The sequence below is a fragment of the Arthrobacter sp. NPDC093128 genome (genome assembly GCF_040683875.1).
GTDB lineage: Bacteria > Actinomycetota > Actinomycetes > Actinomycetales > Micrococcaceae > Arthrobacter.
Map to the genome: position 1 here is coordinate 81,938 of NZ_JBFBEY010000017.1, position 19,838 is coordinate 101,775.

Here is a 19,838-nt window from a genome sequence, read left to right on the forward strand (position 1 = left end):
TTCCCGGCGGGACGCCAATCGCGGGAGTACCCCCGGAAACGGAGCAGGCCCGGGAACGCAAAAGGCCCCGGTCCAAAGACCGGGGCCAAACGCGGAGACGGGGGGATTTGAACCCCCGGTGGAGTTGTGCCCCACACTTCATTAGCAGTGAAGCCCATTCGGCCGCTCTGGCACGTCTCCAATTGCTATTCCTAGCCCACCAAGGATACGCAGAACGGGGCATTCAGTGCAAAACGGCACCAAAACGAGCCAAACGGGACACGCAGGGACCCGCCGCGGGAGCTACCCGTCGGCACGTCCCGCCAGGGAACGCCACAGGAAATGCTGGCTACGGCTCTGCAAAGCGGCCGCCTGCCGGTTGTCGGAAGCGCCGGCGTGGCCGCCCTCCAGCGCCTCGTGGAACCAGACGTTGGGGATGCCCATGGCCTGCATCCGGGCCGCCATCTTGCGCGCCTGCACGGGCCCCACGCGGTCATCGGACGTTGCAGTCCAGATGAAGGTCTCCGGGTAGTCCACGCCGTCGTGAAGGAGGTGGTACGGCGAGAACGTCCGGATGAACTCCCACTCCTCAGGCACATCCGGATCCCCGTATTCGGCGATCCACGAGTACCCCGCGGACAGCTTGGTGTAGCGGCGCATGTCCAGCAGCGGCACCCCGCAGGACACCGCGCCGAACAGCTCCGGGTACCGCGTCAGCATGTTGCCCACCAGCAGCCCGCCGTTGGAGCCGCCCACGCAGCCGAGCCGCTCCTTGGACGTGACCCCGCGCGAGATCAGGTCCCGGGCCACGGCCGCGAAGTCCTCGAACGCGCGGTGGCGTTTTTCCTGCAGCGCCGCGCGGTGCCACGACGGCCCGTACTCGCCGCCGCCACGGATGTTCGCCACCACGTAGACGCCGCCGCGGGCGTGCGCCGGGCCGCCGTTGGCTCCGCCGGGCGCGTCCGTCCGCCGTTCCAGCCAGGCCCGGCCGATTGCGCCGCTGTAGGCAGGCGTCCGCGAGACTTCGAACCCGCCGTACCCGGACAGCTGCGTGGGATTCTGGCCGTCGAGCACCAGGTCCCTGGAAGCCACCTGGAAGTAGGGGACCCGGGTGCCGTCGTCCGAGACGGCGAAGTGCTGCTGGACCTCGTAGGCGGAATCGTCAAAGTAGGACGGCGAGGTGCGGATCACCGCGTGCTCGCTCACCACGCCGCCGTCCCCGCTGCGGCGAAGCGTTCCCCGGGTCAGGGTGCTCGGTGTCGTGAAGCCGGTGGCCACGAGCCAGAAGTCATCCCCGGCGCCGGGAGCTTCCCCCTCCGGCACGGGCACGGTGCCACCGGTGCCGTCGTCGTCATCGTGCTCCTCGTCGAGGGCGACGCTGTCGTCCTCGTCGTCAACGGCGAAGGCGTTGACGTCATGCAGCGGCGGGCAGGCGTCCAGCAGACTGGAGGCCCAGGCCGAATCAGTTCCGGGCCGTTCCGGGTCCAGGACGCGGATCTCCGAAGAGACATCCCGCAGGAGGTTGAGGAGGAGGAAGTTCCGGGTCCAGCTCCAGGACTGCAGCGACGTGTGCGCGTCCGGGGTGAAGAGGGCCTGGAGTTCGCGGCTGCCCGCAAGGTAGCCGTCGAAGTCCGCGGCGAGCAGCGAGCCGGCCGGATACGTGGTTCCGTTGACCTCCCATTCGCCCTGCGGTCGGAACAGCAGCCACCCACGGTGCACGCTCAGGTTCACGTCGGTCGGGGCGTCGATGACAACCCACTCCCCGTCCCGCAGCACGGACGTGTTCCTGTTGAAGAAGCTGATCCAGTCCATGGCGAAGGTTCGCTCGTACCCGGGTGTGGAGTCATGGGCTACCAGCGCCATCATGTGGTCCTCGGGGATTTCAAACACCTGTTCGGCGGACGCGAGCGACCCGCCGCGGGGAAGCCTGACGGCGGTGCGCGCGTAGGACGAGGACGTCTTGGGCATGCCTTCGGCGGTGCTGGCCACCAGCAGCGTGTCCCGGTCCAGCCAGGAGGCGTTGCCCTTGGCCGTCGGGAGGTCGAACCCGCCGGATGCGGGATCGACGAACGTGCGGGTCTCGACGTCGAACTCACGGTATCGGTTGGCATCGCCGCCGTCGGGGGAGAGGGCCAGCAGCGCCAGGCGGTGCGGTTCGCCGGCTGAAGGACGGAGGAAATTGGCGCCGTGGAATACCCACTCCTCGCCTTCGGCAGCGGCGAGGGCATCGACGTCCAGCAGCACATCCCATTCGGGCGACCCGCTCCGGTAGCTGTCCCAGGACGTCCGGCGCCACAGGCCCTTGGGGTTCTGTCCGTCGCGCCAGAAGTTGTAGTACCAGTCGCCGTGCTTGCCCACCATGGCGATCTTGTCCGTGGAGTCCAGCACCTCCAGGATGCGGCTTTCGAGCCTGGCGTAGTCGGCATCCTCGAGCAGGTCCTCGGTGCGGGCGTTCTGTTCACGGACCCAGGCCAGCGGTTCCTCGCCGTAGACCTCCTCGAGCCAGATATTCTCGTCGGTCGGTTCGGTCGCTTTCCCGGCGGAGGAAGGGGAGCCGGACGCGGGCTGGTGATCAGCTGCTGTGGTGGTCATGGCCCCTACGAAACAACATCGGCGCGCAGCTAGCAAGTCACATGCGGATACTCTGGATGGCGTGGGCATATCGCAAAGCATCCGGACAGCACTAATAGGGGCCGGACCCCGCGGTACCAGTGTCCTGGAGCGGCTCCTGGCCAACTGGCGCCGCAGGAACCCCTCCGCTTCCGGACCGGGCGGCGCCCCGGGCCTCCACATTGACGTGGTGGACCCCTACCCTGCCGGTCCGGGCCACGTGTGGCAGCCCGGCCAGTCGCGGTTGTACCTAATGAACACCCAGGCGTTTTATCCCACAGTCATTCCCGAAGACCCCGAACTGGCTGCACCGGTAGCGGGCGCCACCTTCGACCGGTGGCGGGCCGCGCAGCAGGACAACCCGCTCGCCTCGCTGACCGAGGACGAACGGGCCGAACTGTCCGGCCTCGGATCGCAGGACTTTCCAAGCCGTGCCATCTACGGCCGCTACCTGCGCTCCACCCTCGACGAGCTGCTGGCCCACCTCCCGGCAGGCGTGACCGTCCGGTTCCACCGCACCACAGCCACCGCTGTCCGGCGAACAGGCAACGGAACGTTCGACGTCGAACTCGAGGACGGCGGGCCGCTCACCGTCGGTTCCGTGGTGCTGGCCCTGGGGCACCTCGAATCCAGGCTCAACGCCGAACAGCGCGAGCTCCAGGCAGGTGCCGGCCAGCTGGGGCTCCTGTACCTGCCGCCGGCAGCACCTGCCGACGTCGACTGGTCCGTAGTGCCCGCAGGCCAGCCCGTGCTGGTCCGCGGCATGGGGCTGAACTTCTTCGATGTGATGGGGCAGCTCACCGAGGGGCGCGGCGGGAAGTTCGTGGCAGCCGAGGCCGACGGCGACCCGGCCGCGGGTCCCAGACCGGTGCGGACCGAACTGGAGTACATCCCGTCCGGGGACGAGCCGCTGATTATTGCCGCGTCCCGCCGCGGGACGCCATACCGGGCCAAAGCGAACCTCGCCGGGTACTACCCGGCCGGTGTGACGCTCCGGTACTGCACCGAGGGCGCCGTCGGGCGGTTCGCGGCGGCGGGAATAACTCCCGGCTTCGATCACGACCTCTGGCCCCTGCTGCAGCGCGACGCCCTCTGGGCCTACTACTCCACCCTGGTCCGGACCGGCCCGGACGCCGTCACCGAGCCCGGGGAGTTCCTGGCCATGCTCCAGGAGACGATGCGGCCCCACGCCCACAGCGTTTCCCACTGGGAGGCCGAAGCCGACGTCCTGATCGCCAAGCATGTGGCGCCCGGCCAGCGCCTGAACCTCCCGGGACTCGCAGCGCCCTTGGCCAGTCGGTCCTTCGCGTCGCGGGCGGACGTGGATTCCGCCGTCGTGGAGTACCTGCTCGATGACGCCCGGCGCTCGGCCCTGGGCGAGGACGACCCGGTGAAGATGACCATCGGGGCGCTGCACCACGGCAGGGCTGTGCTGAAATCGGCAGTGGCCGACGGCGGCATCACCGATGAGTCCTGGGTCGCCGGCCTCCGGGGCTGGTTCGAGTCGTTCGTCGAAGGACTGGCCAGCGGCCCGCCGGCCATCCGCGCGGAGCAGCTCGCAGCGCTCGCAAGGGCGGGAGTGGTCAGTTTTGTGGGGCCGGACCCGAAATTCGCGCTCGACCGCAATGCCGGCACCTTCTCGGCGGCATCTCCGTGGGTCAGGGACGGAGCAGTCCGCGCCCGCACCATGATCGAAGCCCTCGCTCCCGCCAACAGGGTTGCCGTGAACGTGTCCCCGGTGCTGGAGCAGCTCCTGGCCGACGGCCTGGTGCGGCCGCGCCTGATGATGACGGTGGAGGGAATCCCGGTGGAGACCTCCGGCCTGGATGTCAGTCCGCACCCCTACCGGCCGGTGGGCGCCAACGGATCCGTCACGGAGGGGCTGTACGTGCTGGGCCTGCAGCTCTCCGCGGCGCAGTGGGGCACCGCCATTGCCGCGGAGTCGCGTCCGCAGAGCGGGCCGGTGTACCGCAGCGGCCAGCGGACCCTCCGCGACGCCGACGAAATAGCCCGGCACATCCTCGACCACTGACTCCCGGCGGCCCAATCCACCCCGACGCTCTCTCACTTCCTGCACCCTTTTTGCCGACGCTCTCTCACTTTTGGGGGCTTTTTGGTGGACGCTCCCGCACCCGCTCCACATGAAACGTGCCCCGCCCCGGACACGGACTCCGAGGGGAATCCGTAGCCAGGGGCGGGGCACGTTCACTGGTTAGGAACTAGCCCTTCAGGCACTTCTGGTACTGGAGCCAGGCCACGCCGTACCTGATCCAGCCCGGGAAGTCGTACCACTTGGTGGGTGGCACAGGAGCAGTGCAGGCCGGCGGGACCGGGCCGCTGGCGGCAACCTGGACTGCGGCCTTGACCACGGTCCCGGACTCAGCAGCGGTGAGCACCAGGGTGCCGGTGCCTGCAGCTGCGCCGGCCGGAACCTTCACATCCACTGCCGCCGCGCCCGCTGAGACCGGGACGGTGCCGAGCTGCGTCACGGTGCCAGCGGCGTCCGTGAAGGCCGCCGAGAGCGAGGTGTTGACCGGGCTGCCCAGGGACGTGAGATCCAGCTTGGAGACAGCCAGTGTGATGGAGTCCCCGGCCTTGACCTCCGCTGCCGTGGTGTTCACCACAGCGACGGTTCGGCGGGCAAAGTCCGGCGAGGCCGGATTGTGGTCCTGCAGGTACTTGATCCAGGCATCGCGGTCCACCAGGCCGGAGTCCTTGGTGCCGGCGCCTTCCTTGAATATCCGGAAGTTGTCGCCGCCGGTTGCCAGGAAGCTGAAGGTGCCAACGCGGTAGGACTTGGCCGGATCGATGAGGGCACCGTTGACCCGGATGGACGTGATGCGGTCACCTGCGGCGCGGGTGGCGTCGTAGGTGTAGTTGACGTTCTTGGACAATCCCAGTTGCTGGTAGGCGCGGCTGGGGACCGTGCCGTCCGGGTTGGTCTGCCACTGCTGTTCCAGGAGCGTCTTGAACTGTGCTCCGGTCAGCGACGTGGTCCAGAGATTGTTCACGAACGGAAGCACGGCATTCGCTTCCGCGTACGTGATGGTTCCGTCCGGCGCGAAGTACAGCTCGTTGCGCAGGCCGCCGGGGTTCACGACGCCGATTTCGGCGGCACCGACATCCGGCGCCTTGAGCGCGTCCACAAGGGAATCCGCCACGAGGTTGCCCAGGGTGGACTCGTTCGCGCGGTCGTCACGGGACGCCGGGCTGGTGGCCGTGGCGGGCGTGAAGGCGGTGGTGATATCGGCGGTGACCTTGCCGACCGGCTGGTTGCCGATCACGGCCGCGTCCGCCAATGCCTTGTCGACGATCGTTTTGACTGCTGCGACGCGCGGGTACCTCGCCACGAGGTCCGCGGCCGTTTCGGTCTCGGTGGGCACGGTCCGCTTGACGTTGCCGGCTTTGTAGCCCGTCACCTGCATGGTCGTTGTATCAACCGTCAGCTGGATCTGGCCGATGAATTCGCCGTAACTGCCGGTCTGCACGATGGGGCGGGTCTTGCCCGTCGGCTGGCCGCTGGCATCGAGCACCGGGGCATCCCAGGAGTACTGCTTGTGGGTATGGCCGTTGAAGATCGCGTCCACTTCGGGAGAGGTTTCACTGACCAGTTTGGCGAAGGGGCCTCCGGCCGCCACTTCCTGTTCGAAAGTGGAGCCGTCGGGCGTACCGGACCCGGCGCCGTCGTGGTTTTCCACGATGATGATGTCGGCGAGCTTTTCGCCGGTGATCTTCGCAGCAACGCGGTTGATCGCCTCGACCGGATCCCGGAACTCAAGCTCGGTGATGCCCGCCGGGGTGACCAGCGACGGCACTTCCTGGGTGACTGTGCCGATCACGGCCACCTTGACGCCGTTCATCTCCAGCACGGTGTATTCCGGCAGGGCCGGTTCCGTGGTCCCCTTCTTGTAGACGTTGGCGCCAAGGTACGGGAATCTGGCATTCGTTCCGCCCGCGACGACGCGGTCGCGCAGGTCCGCCCAGCCGCCGTCGAACTCGTGGTTGCCTACTGAGGACGCCCTCAGTTCGAGGGTGTTCAGCACATCGAGGGTGGGCTGGTCCTTAACGACGGCCGAGGCGAACAGCGAGGCCCCAATGTTGTCTCCCGCGGACAGGAACGCCGTGGCGCCGGGCGCGGCAGCCTCGCGGAGCTTTTCGATGGTTGCCGCGAACAGGACGGTGTTGGAGTCGATGCGTCCGTGGAAATCGTTGATGCCCAGGAAGTTCAGGTCAACGCTCGCCGGGGTGACAGGTGCGGCCGGAAGGTCCAGGCCCACCACCACGGGATCGTGGTCGCTGGCCCTGAACTGGTCCGGCGCATAGTAGTTGGTCACATTGTTGTTATACCGGCTGTACTCCAGCGCCACGGACTCTACGGAGTTAATGTTCCAGATGTCGGCGCCGGTGACCACAGCGTTCGCACCCGGCGACGCAAGGACGTGGTCCAGGGAACCCACCAGTCCACCGAAGAGGTACGAGTGCTTGGCGGTCCCGTCGGCGTTCCTGGCCTTCTCGTCCTGGTTGGCGTAACCGGCAGCCGTGAGGACATTGAGGGGGTCCTCCTTGGCGTAGGCGTTGAAGTCGCCCAACAGGAAGACCTTGTCGGTGCCCTTCGAGGACTGCAGTTCGTTCGAAAACGCGAGGAGGGATTTGGCCTGCCCGGTGCGGGCAAGGTTCGAGGCGCCCTGGCCCTTGTCGGTGTCCTCCGGAGTGGCAGCCGATCCTTTCGATTTGAAGTGGTTGGCAATGGTGATGAACTTCTTGTCGTCGGACGCGCCAACCGGTTTGAACACCTGTGCCAGCGGTTTGCGGGCACTGGCGAAGGCAACTGTGTCGTTGTGGATGATGGATTCGCCCACCGGCTCTGCCGCGGCCTTCTTGTAGATGAATGCAGTGCGGATCATGTCCTCGTCCGCCAGCGGGGGAGCGTTGGCAGGGGTGCGGACGTAGTCCCAGATGCCGGGCGTGGCAATGTTCAGGGCGTCCACCAGTTTGGCCAGGGCGTCGTCGCGGTCCTTGCCGAACTGTGCCGAGTTCTCGACCTCCATAAGGGACACGACGTCGGCGCCGGACTTGCCGATGGCCGCTACGATCTTGTCCTGCTGCCGCTTGAGGTTCTCGGCATTGGCGGCACCGCGGGCGTCACAGCCGCCCTGGACAGTGATCGGGTTGCCGTCACGGTCCTTGTAGAACGTGCAGCCCGCGAGCTGGTCGCCGGTGGTGGGGAAGTAGTTCAGCACGTTGAAGGAGGCAATTTTCAGGTTGCCTCCGACGGCGGCCGGGGACTCGGCGCGGGTGGCGCCGAAAGTTGCCGGCTGGACGATGCCCGCATTTTCCGGCGTCAGGTGGGTCAGCGGCTGGAACTTCCAGGCGCTGTTGGCGTAGCTGAGCACCACGTCGGTTTGGAACGTCACCGGCGAACCCACCCGGACGGGATCCGCAGTGGTCAGGTACGGCAGCACCTGCGCCTTCGTCGTGGCGTCCTTGAGGAAGTTGGTGGTGGCACCGTCGTCGAGCTTGATAGCGCGGGCGGTGTTGGCCGTCACGGTGGCCGTGTAGTCAGCCGAACCGTACGGGGCGACGGCGGTGGGCTGTTCGAGCGGAGTGGTTCCGCCTGCCAAGCCGATTTCGCCGTACTGGTTCAGGGAGTAGTTGTCGGTGACGGTCACGGGGCCCTGCGGTGTCAGCAGCATGCCTTCGAGGGATTCGCGGACGGCTTCCTCCGCCGGGAGGGTGAAGCCGGTGGACTTCACTTCCGGAGCAGCTTCGGCAAGCTTTGTCAGGCCGGCGGCGTCAGTCACGTTCACCTGCGTCATGCCGAAGAACTCGCTGACGGCGCCGGTGATTTCGACGTAGTCGCCGACCGTGACGGACCCGACGGCGGCGGGGGAGTAGACGAAAACAGCGTCCGACGCCGTGTGGTTGGCCGGGGTCAGATCGCCGCCGGTTCCCGGCGTCTGGACGTAGAACCCGGCGAAACCGCCGGTGGGGAACGCCGCGGTCACCTTGCCCCGGGTAGTGACAGTCGCGCCGACGTACGGGCTGGCCGCACCGGAACCCTGGATTTCAGCGATGGTCCTGGCTGCGGGAGCAGGGGGAGGATCCACGGGGTCAGGATCGACGGGATCCGGATCCACAGTGCCGCCGGCAGTTGTCGGCGTAATGGTGGAGCTGAGCGCGAAGTCGGTGGCGTTGTTGTTGCCGTCCGTTCCGTTGGAGCGGTTCACGCTCTTGACGTCGGTGTTCCCGGCCGGCGCCGCCGCGGCCTGCGTCTCGAAGGTGTTGGATGTGCCGTAGCCCAGGAGGTCCGCAACGTTGGCCGGCTCGATCACCGAACCGGTGGCCAGCGGGCTGACGGCAGTGGCCTGCCTGGCCAGGATCAGCGTTCCTGCCGTCCCGGACGGGTTCAGCCCGGTGGCCACGGCGTCGGGCGCGGGCAGCTCGGCGGCCGTGGACGTGGCGCTGTTCGTGCCGCCCTGGACCAGGTAGTGCCCCTTCGCCGGGATGCTGCCGCTGAGGGCCGCAACTCCGTTCGGCGCCGATGTGCCCGTTGCCGAGCGGTACTGAAGGGACCAGCCGTCCAGCGATACGGGCGCATCAGAGGTGTTGTACAGCTCCACAAACTTGTGCTTGTAGGCTGCGCCGGTGCTGCCGCCGCTGAGGTATGCCTCGTTGATGACGACGGGCGATGTACCAGCAGCGGCTGGTGGGACCTCCGCTGCAAACGCCGGGACGGCCGTCAACGGAGCGGCGATGAGCCCCGCTGACAACGCCGAACCCAGCGCAATTTTCCAAGGTGTGCGTTTCATCCGCTCTGACTCTCATTAGGGTGCCCCGGGTAAGGGGCTCAGTGGAATGTGTCCGGCTTGTGGCGACGGACAAAGGGCCCGGACTTTACTCCTGGTCAAGTAGTTTCCGGCACAGCAAAACGGGGTTGAATGAACGTGCGATTGATTGAGCGTGCATTCTGCGAGACGTCCCCCAGCGAAACGTTCACCGCCGGCCCCGGGGCGGCATCGGCCCGGTCCCGGCAACGGTGTTTTTGTTTGGTGTGCATGCCGGCCCACCCCATGTGCCGGACATGCCAAAAGAATACCGGCCAGTAGCTCGGATGGGAGCCGCTGGCCGGTATTTCTTAAATCAATTTACTTAGATGGATCGCCCGGACGCTTTAGGCCCCGGCGGTGTCTCCTGTTCCGGCCTGATCGGCGGCTCCCTGCCCGGTATCTGCCACGATCTTGAACATTGCGCCGGTGGGGTCGGCAAGGGTGGCGAGTCGGCCGAACGGAGTGTCGTCCGGTCCGTCGATCACCTGCGCGCCAAGTTCGACGGCCTTCGCGATCGAGGCATCCGCGTCCTCGACGGCGAAATAGACCTGCCAGTTGGACGGAACCTCGGCCGGCAGGTAGCCCGAGGCGTCCATGATGCCGGCCTTCGCTGCATCCCCTGCGCCCAACGTGGTGTACCGGAACTCGGGAGTGTCGCTCATGACGTCGGTTTCCCAGCCGAAGACGTCCTGGTAGAACTTCACGGCGGTGGCGTAGTCCTTGGTGTGGAGTTCGTGCCAGGCTGCTGCGCCGGGCTCGGCCACGAGCTGGTAACCCGTCATTTCGCGGGGTTGCCAGATTCCGATGGCTGCTCCGGTGGCATCTCCGAACATGGCCATCACGCCCTGTTCCGGGACGTCCATGGGCGGCATGAGGACCTGGCCGCCGTGCTCGGTGACGGCGGCTGCCGTGGCGGCGGCGTCGTCCGAGCGGAGGTAGGTCGTCCACACGTCCGGCATCCCGGCCATGGTGTCATCCTTCTGCATGATTCCGGCCACGGACTTGCCGTTTTTCCAGGCCGTGATGTAGCCGCCGTATTTCTCCTCGTCGCCCGTCTGGAAGTCCCACCCGAACAGTTCTCCGTAGAACTGCTTGGCGTTGGCGGCGTCCGAAGTCATGAGGTCGATCCAGCTGGGTGCGCCGGGAGTGATGTCAGGGCTGGGCATGGTGGCTCCTGTCGGTATCCGCGGCAACAGGGCCGCGGTGAAGGGATGGTCGGTGAAGACAAACCAGACACTATGCCGGAGCACCGACACTTTCAATGGTCCCGGTCCAAACTTTCCCTTAACGGAAAATGCCCCGGGGCCTGATGGTTCAGGGCCCCGGGGCATCGTTCGCGGAAGGTAAGAGATTCGAACTCTTGGTACGGGGTTACCGCACACTGGTTTTCAAGACCAGCTCCTTCGGCCGCTCGGACAACCTTCCTTACCGAGTAGTGTTTCATAGGCAGTTGGCTGCGACAAAAACCGTCCGGAGTATTTGGCGGGCCGGCGCGGCCGCTGCACACTATTTTTGTGGCAGGAAGCAGCTAGGAATCGGGAGTTCTCCATGAAGGCCGTCTACGTGAGCAAGGCCGGCGGGCCCGAGGTGCTCGAAGTGCGCGAGGTTCCGGCACCGGTTCCGGGCCCCGGCGAGGTGCTGATCGACGTCGTCGCCGCGGGACTCAACCGTGCCGACGTCCAGCAGCGCAGGGGCTTCTACCCGCCGCCGCCCGGCGCCTCAGAGATCCTTGGCCTGGAAGTTTCCGGCCGGATAGCCGGCTTCGGCCCGGACGTGTCCAAGCCGTTTTCCGTGGGGGAGAAGGTTGTGGCGCTGCTCGCGGGCGGCGGCTACGCGCAGCAGGTGGCGGTCCCCGCCGAACAGGTGCTGAGGATTCCCGACGGCGTGGATCTGGTCACCGCCGCTTCCCTCCCCGAAGTGGCGGCCACGGTCTACTCGAACCTGATTATGACGGCGCAGCTCCACCCGGGCGAGACCGTGCTGATCCACGGTGCCACGGGCGGCATCGGCACCATGGCCATCCAGCTCGCCAAGGCGTTCGGCGCCAAGGTTGCCACCACCGCCGGCACCGCGGAGAAGGTGGGGACCGCCAAGGCCTTCCTGGGCGCAGACATTGTCATCAATTACACCGAGGAGGATTTTCCGGAATCCCTCCGGGCACAAAACGGCGGCCGGGGCGCCGACGTCATTCTTGATGTCGTGGGTGCCAAGTACCTCCAGCAGAATGTTGACGCGCTGGCGGACTACGGCCGGCTCATCGTGATCGGGCTCCAGGGCGGCACTAAAGGGGAACTGGACCTCGGGAAGCTCCTCAGCAAGCGGGCCGCGATCATCGGCACGGCACTGCGCCCGCGTCCGGTGGCCGAGAAAGGCGTGATTATGAACGCGGTGCGGGAATCCGTGTGGCCGCTCCTGACCGACGGGCGAATCCGGCCCCTGGTGGCAAAGTCCTTCCCTCTGGACCAGGTGAGCGCAGCCCACGAGTACTTCGACTCCGGTGACCACGTGGGCAAGGTCCTCCTGGTCATGTAGCGGTACCCCGCGGTTGCAGCGGAGCCCCCGCGAATGAATACCCAGTATTGCCCCCGGCGTTAAATCACGCTACTGTGATTCCATACGCGGTATGCACGCGTCTTGGGGGCGCGTGTATGCCGTCGTCTTTGCGACATCAGGGGGCAGCATGTCCATTCGTCATAGTCTCCTCGCCCTGCTCCAGGACAAATCCCGCTACGGGTACCAGTTGAGGGTCGAGTTCGAGGACCGCACCGGCTCCGCCTGGCCGCTGAACATTGGGCAGGTTTACACCACCCTGGACCGGTTGGAGCGGGACGGACTGGTCAGGAACGACGGCGGCGACGGTGAAGGCCACGTCATCTACAGCATCACGGACGCGGGCCGGAGCGAAGTCGTCGGATGGTTCCAGGCTCCGGTAGGCCGCGGCAACCCTCCCCGGAACGAACTTGCCATCAAACTCGCCCTCGCCGTGACGATCCCCGGTGTGGATGTTGCTGCCGTCATCCAGGCACAGCGGGTCGCGTCAGTGAAGGCCCTGCAGGACTACACCAAGTCCCGTCGTGACACTTCTGCCAACCAGCGCAGTGCGGACACCGCATGGCTGCTGGTGCTTGATTCGCTGATCTTCCAGACCGAAGCCGAGGTCCGGTGGCTGGACCTCTGCGAAGCACGGATGGCCCAATTGAACAGCGCGGCCCCCTAGCCCCGCCAGCCACGGCGAAGACGGACGGGCGCCCAATTTCTGCCGCTTAACGCTGCCCTCCGACCGCTCGGCGAGGGACGCATGGCCCCGTCCCAAAACCAATATCCCGGTCCATGGCGCCCTGCTATGGTGCCATGGGGCAGATCACTCTTAAGCTGGGGTTCTCGAGGAGGAGACATGGGCAAAATGCCAGATGGCAAGGCACGGACAGCACTGGACGACGACGTGCTGGTACCGGATCCAAAACTTCCGCCAACGTCGGTGGACGAGGTGGCACTGGAGGCCGAAGAGCGCAAGTGGACACCGACGAAGATCGCGATCTGGGCCGCCATCGCACTGCTTGGCGGTGTCGCCTGGTTCATGCTGGCCATTGTCCGGGGGGAAACAGTCAACGCGATCTGGTTCGTGTTTGCCTCCGTCTGTACGTACCTGATCGGCTACCGCTTCTACTCCAAGGTGATCGAACGCTACATCACCAGGCCGAACGACCGCCGCGCCACTCCCGCTGAGTACAAGGCGGACGGCAAGGACTACGTCCGCACCGACCGCAACGTCCTGTTCGGCCACCACTTCGCGGCAATCGCCGGGGCCGGACCCCTGGTGGGCCCGGTCATTGCGGCCCAGATGGGCTACCTGCCCGGCACTATCTGGATCATCATCGGCGTCGTCTTGGCCGGAGCGGTGCAGGACTACCTCGTCCTGTTCTTCTCGATGCGGCGCGGCGGCCGTTCGCTGGGCCAGATGGCCCGCGAGGAACTCGGCGTCATCGGCGGAACGGCCGCCCTGGTCGCCACCCTGCTCATCATGGTGATCATCGTGGCCATCCTCGCCCTCGTCGTCGTGAACGCCCTGGCCGAAAGCCCCTGGGGCGTCTTCTCCGTAGGCATGACCATCCCGATCGCGCTGTTCATGGGCGTGTATCTCCGCTTCCTGCGGCCCGGCAAGGTCCTGGAGGTCTCCCTGATCGGTTTCGTCCTGCTGATGGCCGCGATCATCGGCGGCGGCGCCGTGGCTAACACCGAGTGGGGTGCGGCGTTCTTCCACCTGGACAAGGTCACCATCGCCTGGGGCCTCATCGTGTACGGCTTCATCGCAGCCATCCTGCCCGTGTGGCTGCTCCTGGCACCCCGGGACTACCTTTCCACGTTCATGAAGATCGGCGTCATCGTTATGCTGGCCCTGGCCATCATCGTGGTGAGACCTGAAATCACGGTTCCCGCGTTCAGCGAATTTGCCAGCCGCGAGAACGGGCCTGTGTTCCCGGGGGCCCTCTTCCCGTTCCTCTTCGTCACCATTGCCTGCGGCGCGCTATCCGGGTTCCATGCCCTGATCTCCTCGGGCACCACGCCGAAGCTGATCGAAAAGGAACGCCAGACCCGCCTGATCGGCTACGGCGGCATGCTGATGGAATCCTTCGTGGCCATCATGGCCCTCGTGGCAGCCATCTCCATCGACCGCGGGCTGTACTTCGCAATGAACTCCCCGGCCGCCCTGACCGGCGGCACGGTGGAAACCGCCGCCACCTGGGTCAACAGCCTGGGGCTTGCCGGCGTCAACATCACGCCCGATCTGCTCTCGGAGACGGCCGCCAACGTCGGCGAGGAAAGCATTGTCTCCCGCACGGGCGGTGCCCCCACCCTGGCAGTGGGGCTCGCCCACATCATGCAGCAGTTCATCGGCGGCACGGCCATGATGGCCTTCTGGTACCACTTCGCCATCATGTTCGAGGCACTGTTCATCCTGACTGCCGTGGATGCCGGGACCCGTGTGGCCCGCTTTATGCTGCAGGACTCCATCGGCAACTTCATCCCCAAGTTCAAGGAACACTCCTGGCGGCCGGGAGCCTGGCTCTGCACGGCCATCATGGTGGGCGCCTGGGGCGCGGTCCTGCTGATGGGCGTCACTGACCCGCTGGGCGGCATCAACACGCTGTTCCCGCTGTTCGGCATAGCCAACCAGCTGCTCGCGGCTATCGCGCTGTCCGTCTGCATGGCCATCGCCGCCAGGCGGGCCTCGTTTAAGTACCTTTGGATCGTGGCGCTTCCGCTTGCCTTTGCGGCGGTCGTCACCATCACCGCCAGCTTCCAGAAGATCTTCTCTACTGTTCCAGCGGTGGGTTACTTCGCCAACAACGCGGCGTTCGCCAAGGCACTGGCTGACGGCAAGAAGGAATTCGGCACGGCCAAGACCGTCGCGGCCATGGAAGCCGTGGTGCGCAACACCATGATCCAGGGCTGGCTGTCGGTGATCTTCGTGGTGCTGAGCATCATCGTCATCATTACGGCGATCGTGGCAACCGCAAAGGCGTTCCGCAACGCACGGGACGGCGTCGCCCACACGGACCACGAGGACCCGGCCGTGCCGTCCCGGGGCTACGCTCCGGCGGGATTGATTCCCACGGCGGCAGAGCGGGAACTCATGGCCGAGTGGAACAAACTTCCCGCCGAACTGCGGCTCGAAACGCCCGGGCACCACTGATGCAGACCCGGTCATGAACGCCATCCTCGAGGGGGTCCGCGGCTTCGCCCGGTACTTCGGCAGCGTGATGGGTGCGGACGCCTATAGGAAGTACCTGGAGCATCACACGGCCTCGGGTCATAAGGATGCACCCATGAGCGAGCGCGAGTTCTGGCGGGACCACACGGACCGCCAGGACAGCAATCCCCAGGGCCGCTGCTGCTGACCGGCCGTTGCTGCGGAGCGGCCGCTCCTGCTGAAAACAACTCCGCAGCCCGAGGGCGCCGCCGGATCCTTAAAGGGGCCGACGGCGCCCTCGGCATTTCCCGGGCACCGCCAGTCCCGTCCGGGTCAACTGCGTTCATTGACTGGCACCTGTCCTCGTCGCTCATGAGAGTATGAAGCCATGAGCGACCCGAACGACACTCAGCCTGCGGTTGACGCCCCCGTAGAGGGCACCACTCTCGACGACCCGGCTCCTTCCGCCCCCGCGTCGAACCCTGAAGCCGGGCCCCGGCCCAAGCGGAGCAACCTCCAGGACCTGGTGGACGAGCCCGCCAAAGTGATGCGGATCGGCACCATGATCAAGCAGTTGCTGGATGAAGTGAAGTCGGCACCGCTGGACGACGCCGCGCGCGGGCGGCTGGCGGCTATCCACGAACGCTCCATCAAGGAACTGGAAGACGGGCTGGCACCGGAACTCGTTGCAGAGCTGGAACGGATCAGCCTGCCGTTTCCCAAACAGGCCACACCGTCCGACGCGGAACTCCGCATTGCCCAGGCCCAGCTGGTCGGCTGGCTGGAAGGACTGTTTCACGGCATTCAGACCGCCATCGCCGCCCAGCATGCAGCCCGCGAGCACGCCATGGCACAGCGGCAGCTGCGCCAGCTGCCTCCCGGGACGGTGATCGCCCCCGGCGTCGTGATCGGCGAGGACGGCACGCCGGAGCGCGCCCGGGCCGCGCACCCTGGCGCCGAGAAGGCCGGCACAACGGATGATCCGGACCATGGTCCCGGCCAATACCTTTAGGGTCCCCGTGGCATTTTTCGCAGCTGCCCGCCAGGGGCGGAAGGACGACGCCGAGCTCGGCAAGGGTCTGTGGCGTCGCGCCCATGACCGTTTCCACCGCGGGCTTGACCGGTACCACCAGGTCCTGGAGGGTGTGGAGGATGACCAGCTGTATGCCGAGCTGGTGGAAATCGCCAACGAACTCGCCGCCCTCTCCGTCCGGGTCCGGGAGGTTTGTGTCGAAGCGCAGCGGCGTTCACCCAGCGACGGTCTGGATATCCCCGGAGCACTGGCAGGCGTCCACCGGTCGCTGTCCAAGGCCGGCAACTCCCTCGCCACCACGGCTGAGGCGGCGGCGATGCTGCGCCTCGCCGTCGGGCCCGTGCCGGTTGGGGCTGCCTCGGTGCGCCGCCGTGCGGAATCGGTTTTTGAACAGATCGCCGACGCCGAACGCCGCCTGGCTGAACAGCCGCAGGATTCGTAGCGGGCTGGGAGCCCCTGCGGTCAGCCCGGCTGACCGGGCCGCTATTCCCGGTTAAGCGCCTAGCTTAGCCGGCCGGTTTCGCTGGCCGGGCGGTGCCAGTCCTTGGCACGATGAACGAATGACTCTTTCTCCTGAACTGACTTTCAACGACGGCAACACCATTCCCCAGCTCGGCTACGGGGTGTGGCAGGTTGAGGATGACGTTGCGGAAAAGGTAGTGGTCCAGGCCTTCGAGGCCGGATTCCGCCACATCGACACCGCCAAGATCTATGGCAACGAAGCAGGGGTGGGCCGCGCCATTGAACGCTCCGGGCTCACGCCGGAGGACATTTTCATCACCACCAAGCTGTGGAATGCGGACCAGGGCTACGAGTCCACCCTTGCCGCCTTCGAGGCATCCATGGACCGGCTGGGCCTCGAAACCCTGGACCTGTACCTGATCCACTGGCAGCAGCCGCAGCAGGACAAGTACGTGGACACCTGGAAGGCGCTGATCGAGCTGCAGAAGCGCGGCCGGGTCAAGTCCATCGGTGTCTCCAACTTCACCGCGGAGGGACTGCAGCGGATCATCGACGAAACCGGTGTTGTCCCGGTTATCAACCAGGTGGAGCTGCACCCGTTCTTCAACCAGGCGGAACTGCGCGAGTTCAACGCGTCCAAAGGCATCCTCACCCAGGCGTGGTCGCCGCTGGGCCAGGGCGGCGAGCTCCTCGAGCACCCTGCCATCGCAGAGATCGCAGCCAAGCACAGTGCCACGCCGGCACAGGTGGTCATTGCCTGGCACCTGGCCATCGGCAATGTGGTGATTCCGAAATCCGTTACGGAGTCCCGGATCCGCGAAAACCACGCGGCCCTCGACGTGACACTGGACAGCGCCGACATCGAGACAATCAACGGGCTGGACCGGACTGCTGAGGGCGCCGGCCGCATCGGCCCGGACCCGGCCGTCTCCGACTTCGCCTAGGCGGACACCAGACCGAAGGTTTAGCGCCGAGGCCGGCTATCACGGGACGCCCCGCACTTACGCAGTGCGGGGCGTCCCGCGTTTGCTCAGGCTGCCAGGCGCCCCTGCTGGGCAGGTACGGCGTCGATGACAGCCCAACCCTGCTCGTCCGAAACGTTGCGGCCAGCGAAACGCTCCGCCTCGGCCAGGGTGTCGAACACCTCTGACCGGATCAGGCCGCAGTCGGCATCAAAGTAGGTGACGTGGAATTCCCGGTGCCCAGTGGCGTCGCCGCCGTGGTTGGCCCGGGCGGAGGCCTTTGTGTTGCTGAGGTTCGTATCCATGAATCCAGTGTGCGACCGACCCCTGACAGTAAAGGCCACTCAGTCCGGCGTGTTGCGAAGCCGGAGCACCCTTTCACGGGCGAGCACTTCCGCGCGCCGGCCTTTCTCCGCGGCACGGGAAGCCAGTTGCATCTGGGCTGCCGCCGTCTCCCGCCGTTTCCTGGCCTGGTCGAACTGGACGTCAACAACCTTGAGCCGTTCGCGAAGGCTGCGTGCTTCTTCCCCGAGCCGGGTCATGTCCGCTTCCGCCTCTTCGAATTCCTTCGTGCGGAGTCGGGCTTCCTCCGCTGCTGAGCCAGCCGTTTCTTCCGCTTCGGCCAGCCGCGCCGCGGCGCGCTCGACAGCCGACGGCGTTGGGGCCGGCCGCTCCGTCCTGACGGCCTGCAGGCGCGGTTTCTCAGCGGACGTCGCCGCGGGCGCACCGTCAGCGGGGGTGCCGGCCCTGGTGGCGCGCCGTGTGGGCTTCCGGGGCGCCTGCACGGGCTGCGCCGCCTCCGGTGCCTGCCCCGCTTCCGGCGCCGGGACCGCCGGGAGGGTCAGTACGGAGGGGACCGCCACAGCGTCGCGTAGGTCCACGCGGTCCACGCCGTCCGCCGAAAGTACCCGGAGCAGCCTGCCGCTCCGCACGGCGGCTGCCGCACCCTCGTCCACGGTGGCGGCCCGCAACGTTTGTTCCACTTCGGTGGCCACGGCGCCGCTGAGCTTGCGGCCGTGCTCCTCCGCCACCGTGCGTGCTGTGTCCATGACCTTGTTCAGCAACTGCCGCCGCTCCTGTGCGAGCGAGCGGAGAGCACCGGCGTCGAGGTCATCCTGGGCGCTGCGCATCAAGGCTCCAAGCTTTGCAAGCTCGTTGAGCGGGCCAGGACGGTGCACTGCGAGCATGTTGACGGCCCACGCCGCTGCGGAGGGTTTGGGCAGGGCACGCACATCGTCGGCCGGGGCGCGGCCGCTATCCGCCGCGGCAGCCTTTGCCGCTGTTGTCCGTGCTGTCACGAACTCCTCCAGCGGCAGCCTGTAGAGCGCGGCGGCGATGTCCGCGAGTTGTTGCTCGTCCATGCGAGCATCATATGGTCCGCGGCCGCTTCCGCACCTTCGGGTGAGCTGCAAGGACTGCGGCGGCGCCCTGCACCACCCGGTGGATAAGATCGCAGAGTGACGAACTCACCGAGTAATGAACGCTATGTCGTCCGCCAGTGGTGGAGGCGGCGGGAGCTGCATTGGGCGGCGTTAGTCGGTGCTTCCATCGTCCTTACGGGCATATCTTTGGAGCGGACCATGCTGTCCGCCTACGAGCCTGTACCGGAGTTTGTGGAGCGATTGCGCGTCGGCAGGCTGTTCATGCTCGCCGGGTCCGCCGCATCCATTGCGGCGGCCGTCTGGTCCCAGATCCGGCAGTATCCGCTCTGGGTCACGATCTGCGTTGCCGCGCCGGTTGCCCTGGTGGGCCTGGCCACAATGGTCACGACTCCACCATCCCTGATGCCGCAGGTCTTTGGTTTGTTCGCCCTGCCGGCGGCCCTGGCAGGGCTTATAGGAGGGGTCACTTTCAACCGCCGGTGACAGGCAATGGGTGACAGCTGCACAACCTGTCACGGGCACCCGAATCAAACCAGTAAAAAACCCCGCATCGTCGCCGAACCAGCGACAACACGGGGTTCTTCCCGAGCTTCCTATCAGAATCGAACTGATGACCTTTTCATTACGAGTGAAACGCTCTACCGACTGAGCTAAGGAAGCACCGCGTGACAGGACCCGGAAGAACCGGGCGGATCATGCAAGAGACAACTGTAATAGAGTCCCCTGCCCGGGTCAAAATGAGCCATTCATGCATCCGCAAGATTGCCGGTCCGGCCGGGCAGGAGGTGTCGCGGAAGTACCGGGGCGGACGTTGTCTGGATGTTCATCCTGCGGTCGAAGCGGGTTCAGCAGGGGGTTCCGGCGGGCTCCCACTGTGGAAGGATCAACCGC

Annotated in this window: 14 protein-coding genes and 3 tRNA genes; 9 read left to right on the plus strand and 8 right to left on the minus strand. The window is 66.3% G+C overall.

All coding sequences use genetic code 11. From position 1 onward, the window contains the following. Positions 1-92: 92 nt before the first annotated feature. A tRNA-Ser gene (locus AB0N24_RS19500) sits at positions 93-180 on the minus strand. 102 nt (positions 181-282) lie between these two features. Continuing rightward, positions 283-2,571 (minus strand): prolyl oligopeptidase family serine peptidase, encoded by a 2,289-nt coding sequence (locus AB0N24_RS19505; RefSeq protein ID WP_364127779.1) that lies wholly within the window; start codon positions 2,569-2,571, stop codon positions 283-285. A gap of 61 nt (positions 2,572-2,632) precedes the next feature. Here AB0N24_RS19505 and AB0N24_RS19510 point away from each other — a divergent pair, with 61 nt between their 5' ends. Next, positions 2,633-4,621, plus strand: coding sequence for an FAD/NAD(P)-binding protein (locus AB0N24_RS19510; protein ID WP_364127782.1), 1,989 nt, complete (start codon positions 2,633-2,635; stop codon positions 4,619-4,621). 187 nt (positions 4,622-4,808) lie between these two features. Here AB0N24_RS19510 and AB0N24_RS19515 read toward each other — a convergent pair whose 3' ends face one another. The 3 genes from AB0N24_RS19515 to AB0N24_RS19525 form a co-directional block, all read right to left on the minus strand. After that, entirely contained in the window at positions 4,809-9,398 is a 4,590-nt protein-coding gene (locus AB0N24_RS19515; RefSeq protein WP_364127785.1) for an ExeM/NucH family extracellular endonuclease, read from the minus strand. Positions 9,399-9,760: 362 nt separating this feature from the next. After that, positions 9,761-10,582, minus strand: a complete 822-nt coding sequence (locus AB0N24_RS19520) for a VOC family protein (RefSeq protein WP_364127788.1) — start codon at positions 10,580-10,582, stop codon at positions 9,761-9,763. Between the two features lie 171 nt (positions 10,583-10,753). Beyond that, positions 10,754-10,841 (minus strand) — tRNA-Ser (locus AB0N24_RS19525). 123 nt (positions 10,842-10,964) lie between these two features. On the opposite strand from AB0N24_RS19525, the gene AB0N24_RS19530 reads away from it, so the two are divergent. From AB0N24_RS19530 to AB0N24_RS19560, 7 genes are all read left to right on the plus strand, one after another. Continuing rightward, positions 10,965-11,948 carry an NAD(P)H-quinone oxidoreductase gene (locus tag AB0N24_RS19530; protein WP_364127791.1) on the plus strand — a complete coding sequence of 328 codons (984 nt, stop codon included), beginning with the start codon at positions 10,965-10,967 and terminating at the stop codon, positions 11,946-11,948. Between the two features lie 148 nt (positions 11,949-12,096). Further along, positions 12,097-12,633 carry a PadR family transcriptional regulator gene (locus AB0N24_RS19535; RefSeq protein WP_364127794.1) on the plus strand — a complete coding sequence of 179 codons (537 nt, stop codon included), beginning with the start codon at positions 12,097-12,099 and terminating at the stop codon, positions 12,631-12,633. A gap of 177 nt (positions 12,634-12,810) precedes the next feature. Continuing rightward, the gene (locus AB0N24_RS19540; protein WP_364127797.1) at positions 12,811-15,111 is read left to right on the plus strand and encodes a carbon starvation CstA family protein; all 2,301 of its coding nucleotides are present in this window, start codon (positions 12,811-12,813) and stop codon (positions 15,109-15,111) included. Between the two features lie 13 nt (positions 15,112-15,124). Further along, positions 15,125-15,316 carry a YbdD/YjiX family protein gene (locus AB0N24_RS19545; RefSeq protein WP_364127799.1) on the plus strand — a complete coding sequence of 64 codons (192 nt, stop codon included), beginning with the start codon at positions 15,125-15,127 and terminating at the stop codon, positions 15,314-15,316. Between the two features lie 180 nt (positions 15,317-15,496). Next, positions 15,497-16,120, plus strand: coding sequence for a bacterial proteasome activator family protein (locus tag AB0N24_RS19550; protein ID WP_364127802.1), 624 nt, complete (start codon positions 15,497-15,499; stop codon positions 16,118-16,120). Positions 16,121-16,127: 7 nt separating this feature from the next. Continuing rightward, positions 16,128-16,583: a hypothetical protein gene (locus tag AB0N24_RS19555; protein ID WP_214952352.1), complete on the plus strand. Its 456-nt coding sequence runs from the start codon at positions 16,128-16,130 to the stop codon at positions 16,581-16,583. A gap of 118 nt (positions 16,584-16,701) precedes the next feature. Continuing rightward, positions 16,702-17,547, plus strand: a complete 846-nt coding sequence (locus AB0N24_RS19560; RefSeq protein ID WP_364127805.1) for an aldo/keto reductase — start codon at positions 16,702-16,704, stop codon at positions 17,545-17,547. Between the two features lie 86 nt (positions 17,548-17,633). Here AB0N24_RS19560 and AB0N24_RS19565 read toward each other — a convergent pair whose 3' ends face one another. Together AB0N24_RS19565 and AB0N24_RS19570 are read right to left on the minus strand one after the other, a co-directional pair. Continuing rightward, complete coding sequence (locus AB0N24_RS19565; RefSeq protein WP_364127808.1) at positions 17,634-17,870, minus strand: hypothetical protein; 237 nt, start codon at positions 17,868-17,870, stop codon at positions 17,634-17,636. A gap of 39 nt (positions 17,871-17,909) precedes the next feature. Then, positions 17,910-18,926 (minus strand): hypothetical protein, encoded by a 1,017-nt coding sequence (locus tag AB0N24_RS19570; protein WP_364127811.1) that lies wholly within the window; start codon positions 18,924-18,926, stop codon positions 17,910-17,912. 219 nt (positions 18,927-19,145) lie between these two features. Between AB0N24_RS19570 and AB0N24_RS19575 the strand changes: the two genes are divergently transcribed. Next, positions 19,146-19,430, plus strand: coding sequence for a hypothetical protein (locus AB0N24_RS19575; protein WP_364127814.1), 285 nt, complete (start codon positions 19,146-19,148; stop codon positions 19,428-19,430). A 104-nt stretch (positions 19,431-19,534) separates the two neighbouring features. Here the strand turns inward: AB0N24_RS19575 and AB0N24_RS19580 are convergent. Beyond that, positions 19,535-19,607: transfer RNA gene (locus AB0N24_RS19580), tRNA-Thr, on the minus strand. Between the last annotated feature and the right edge of the window lie 231 nt (positions 19,608-19,838).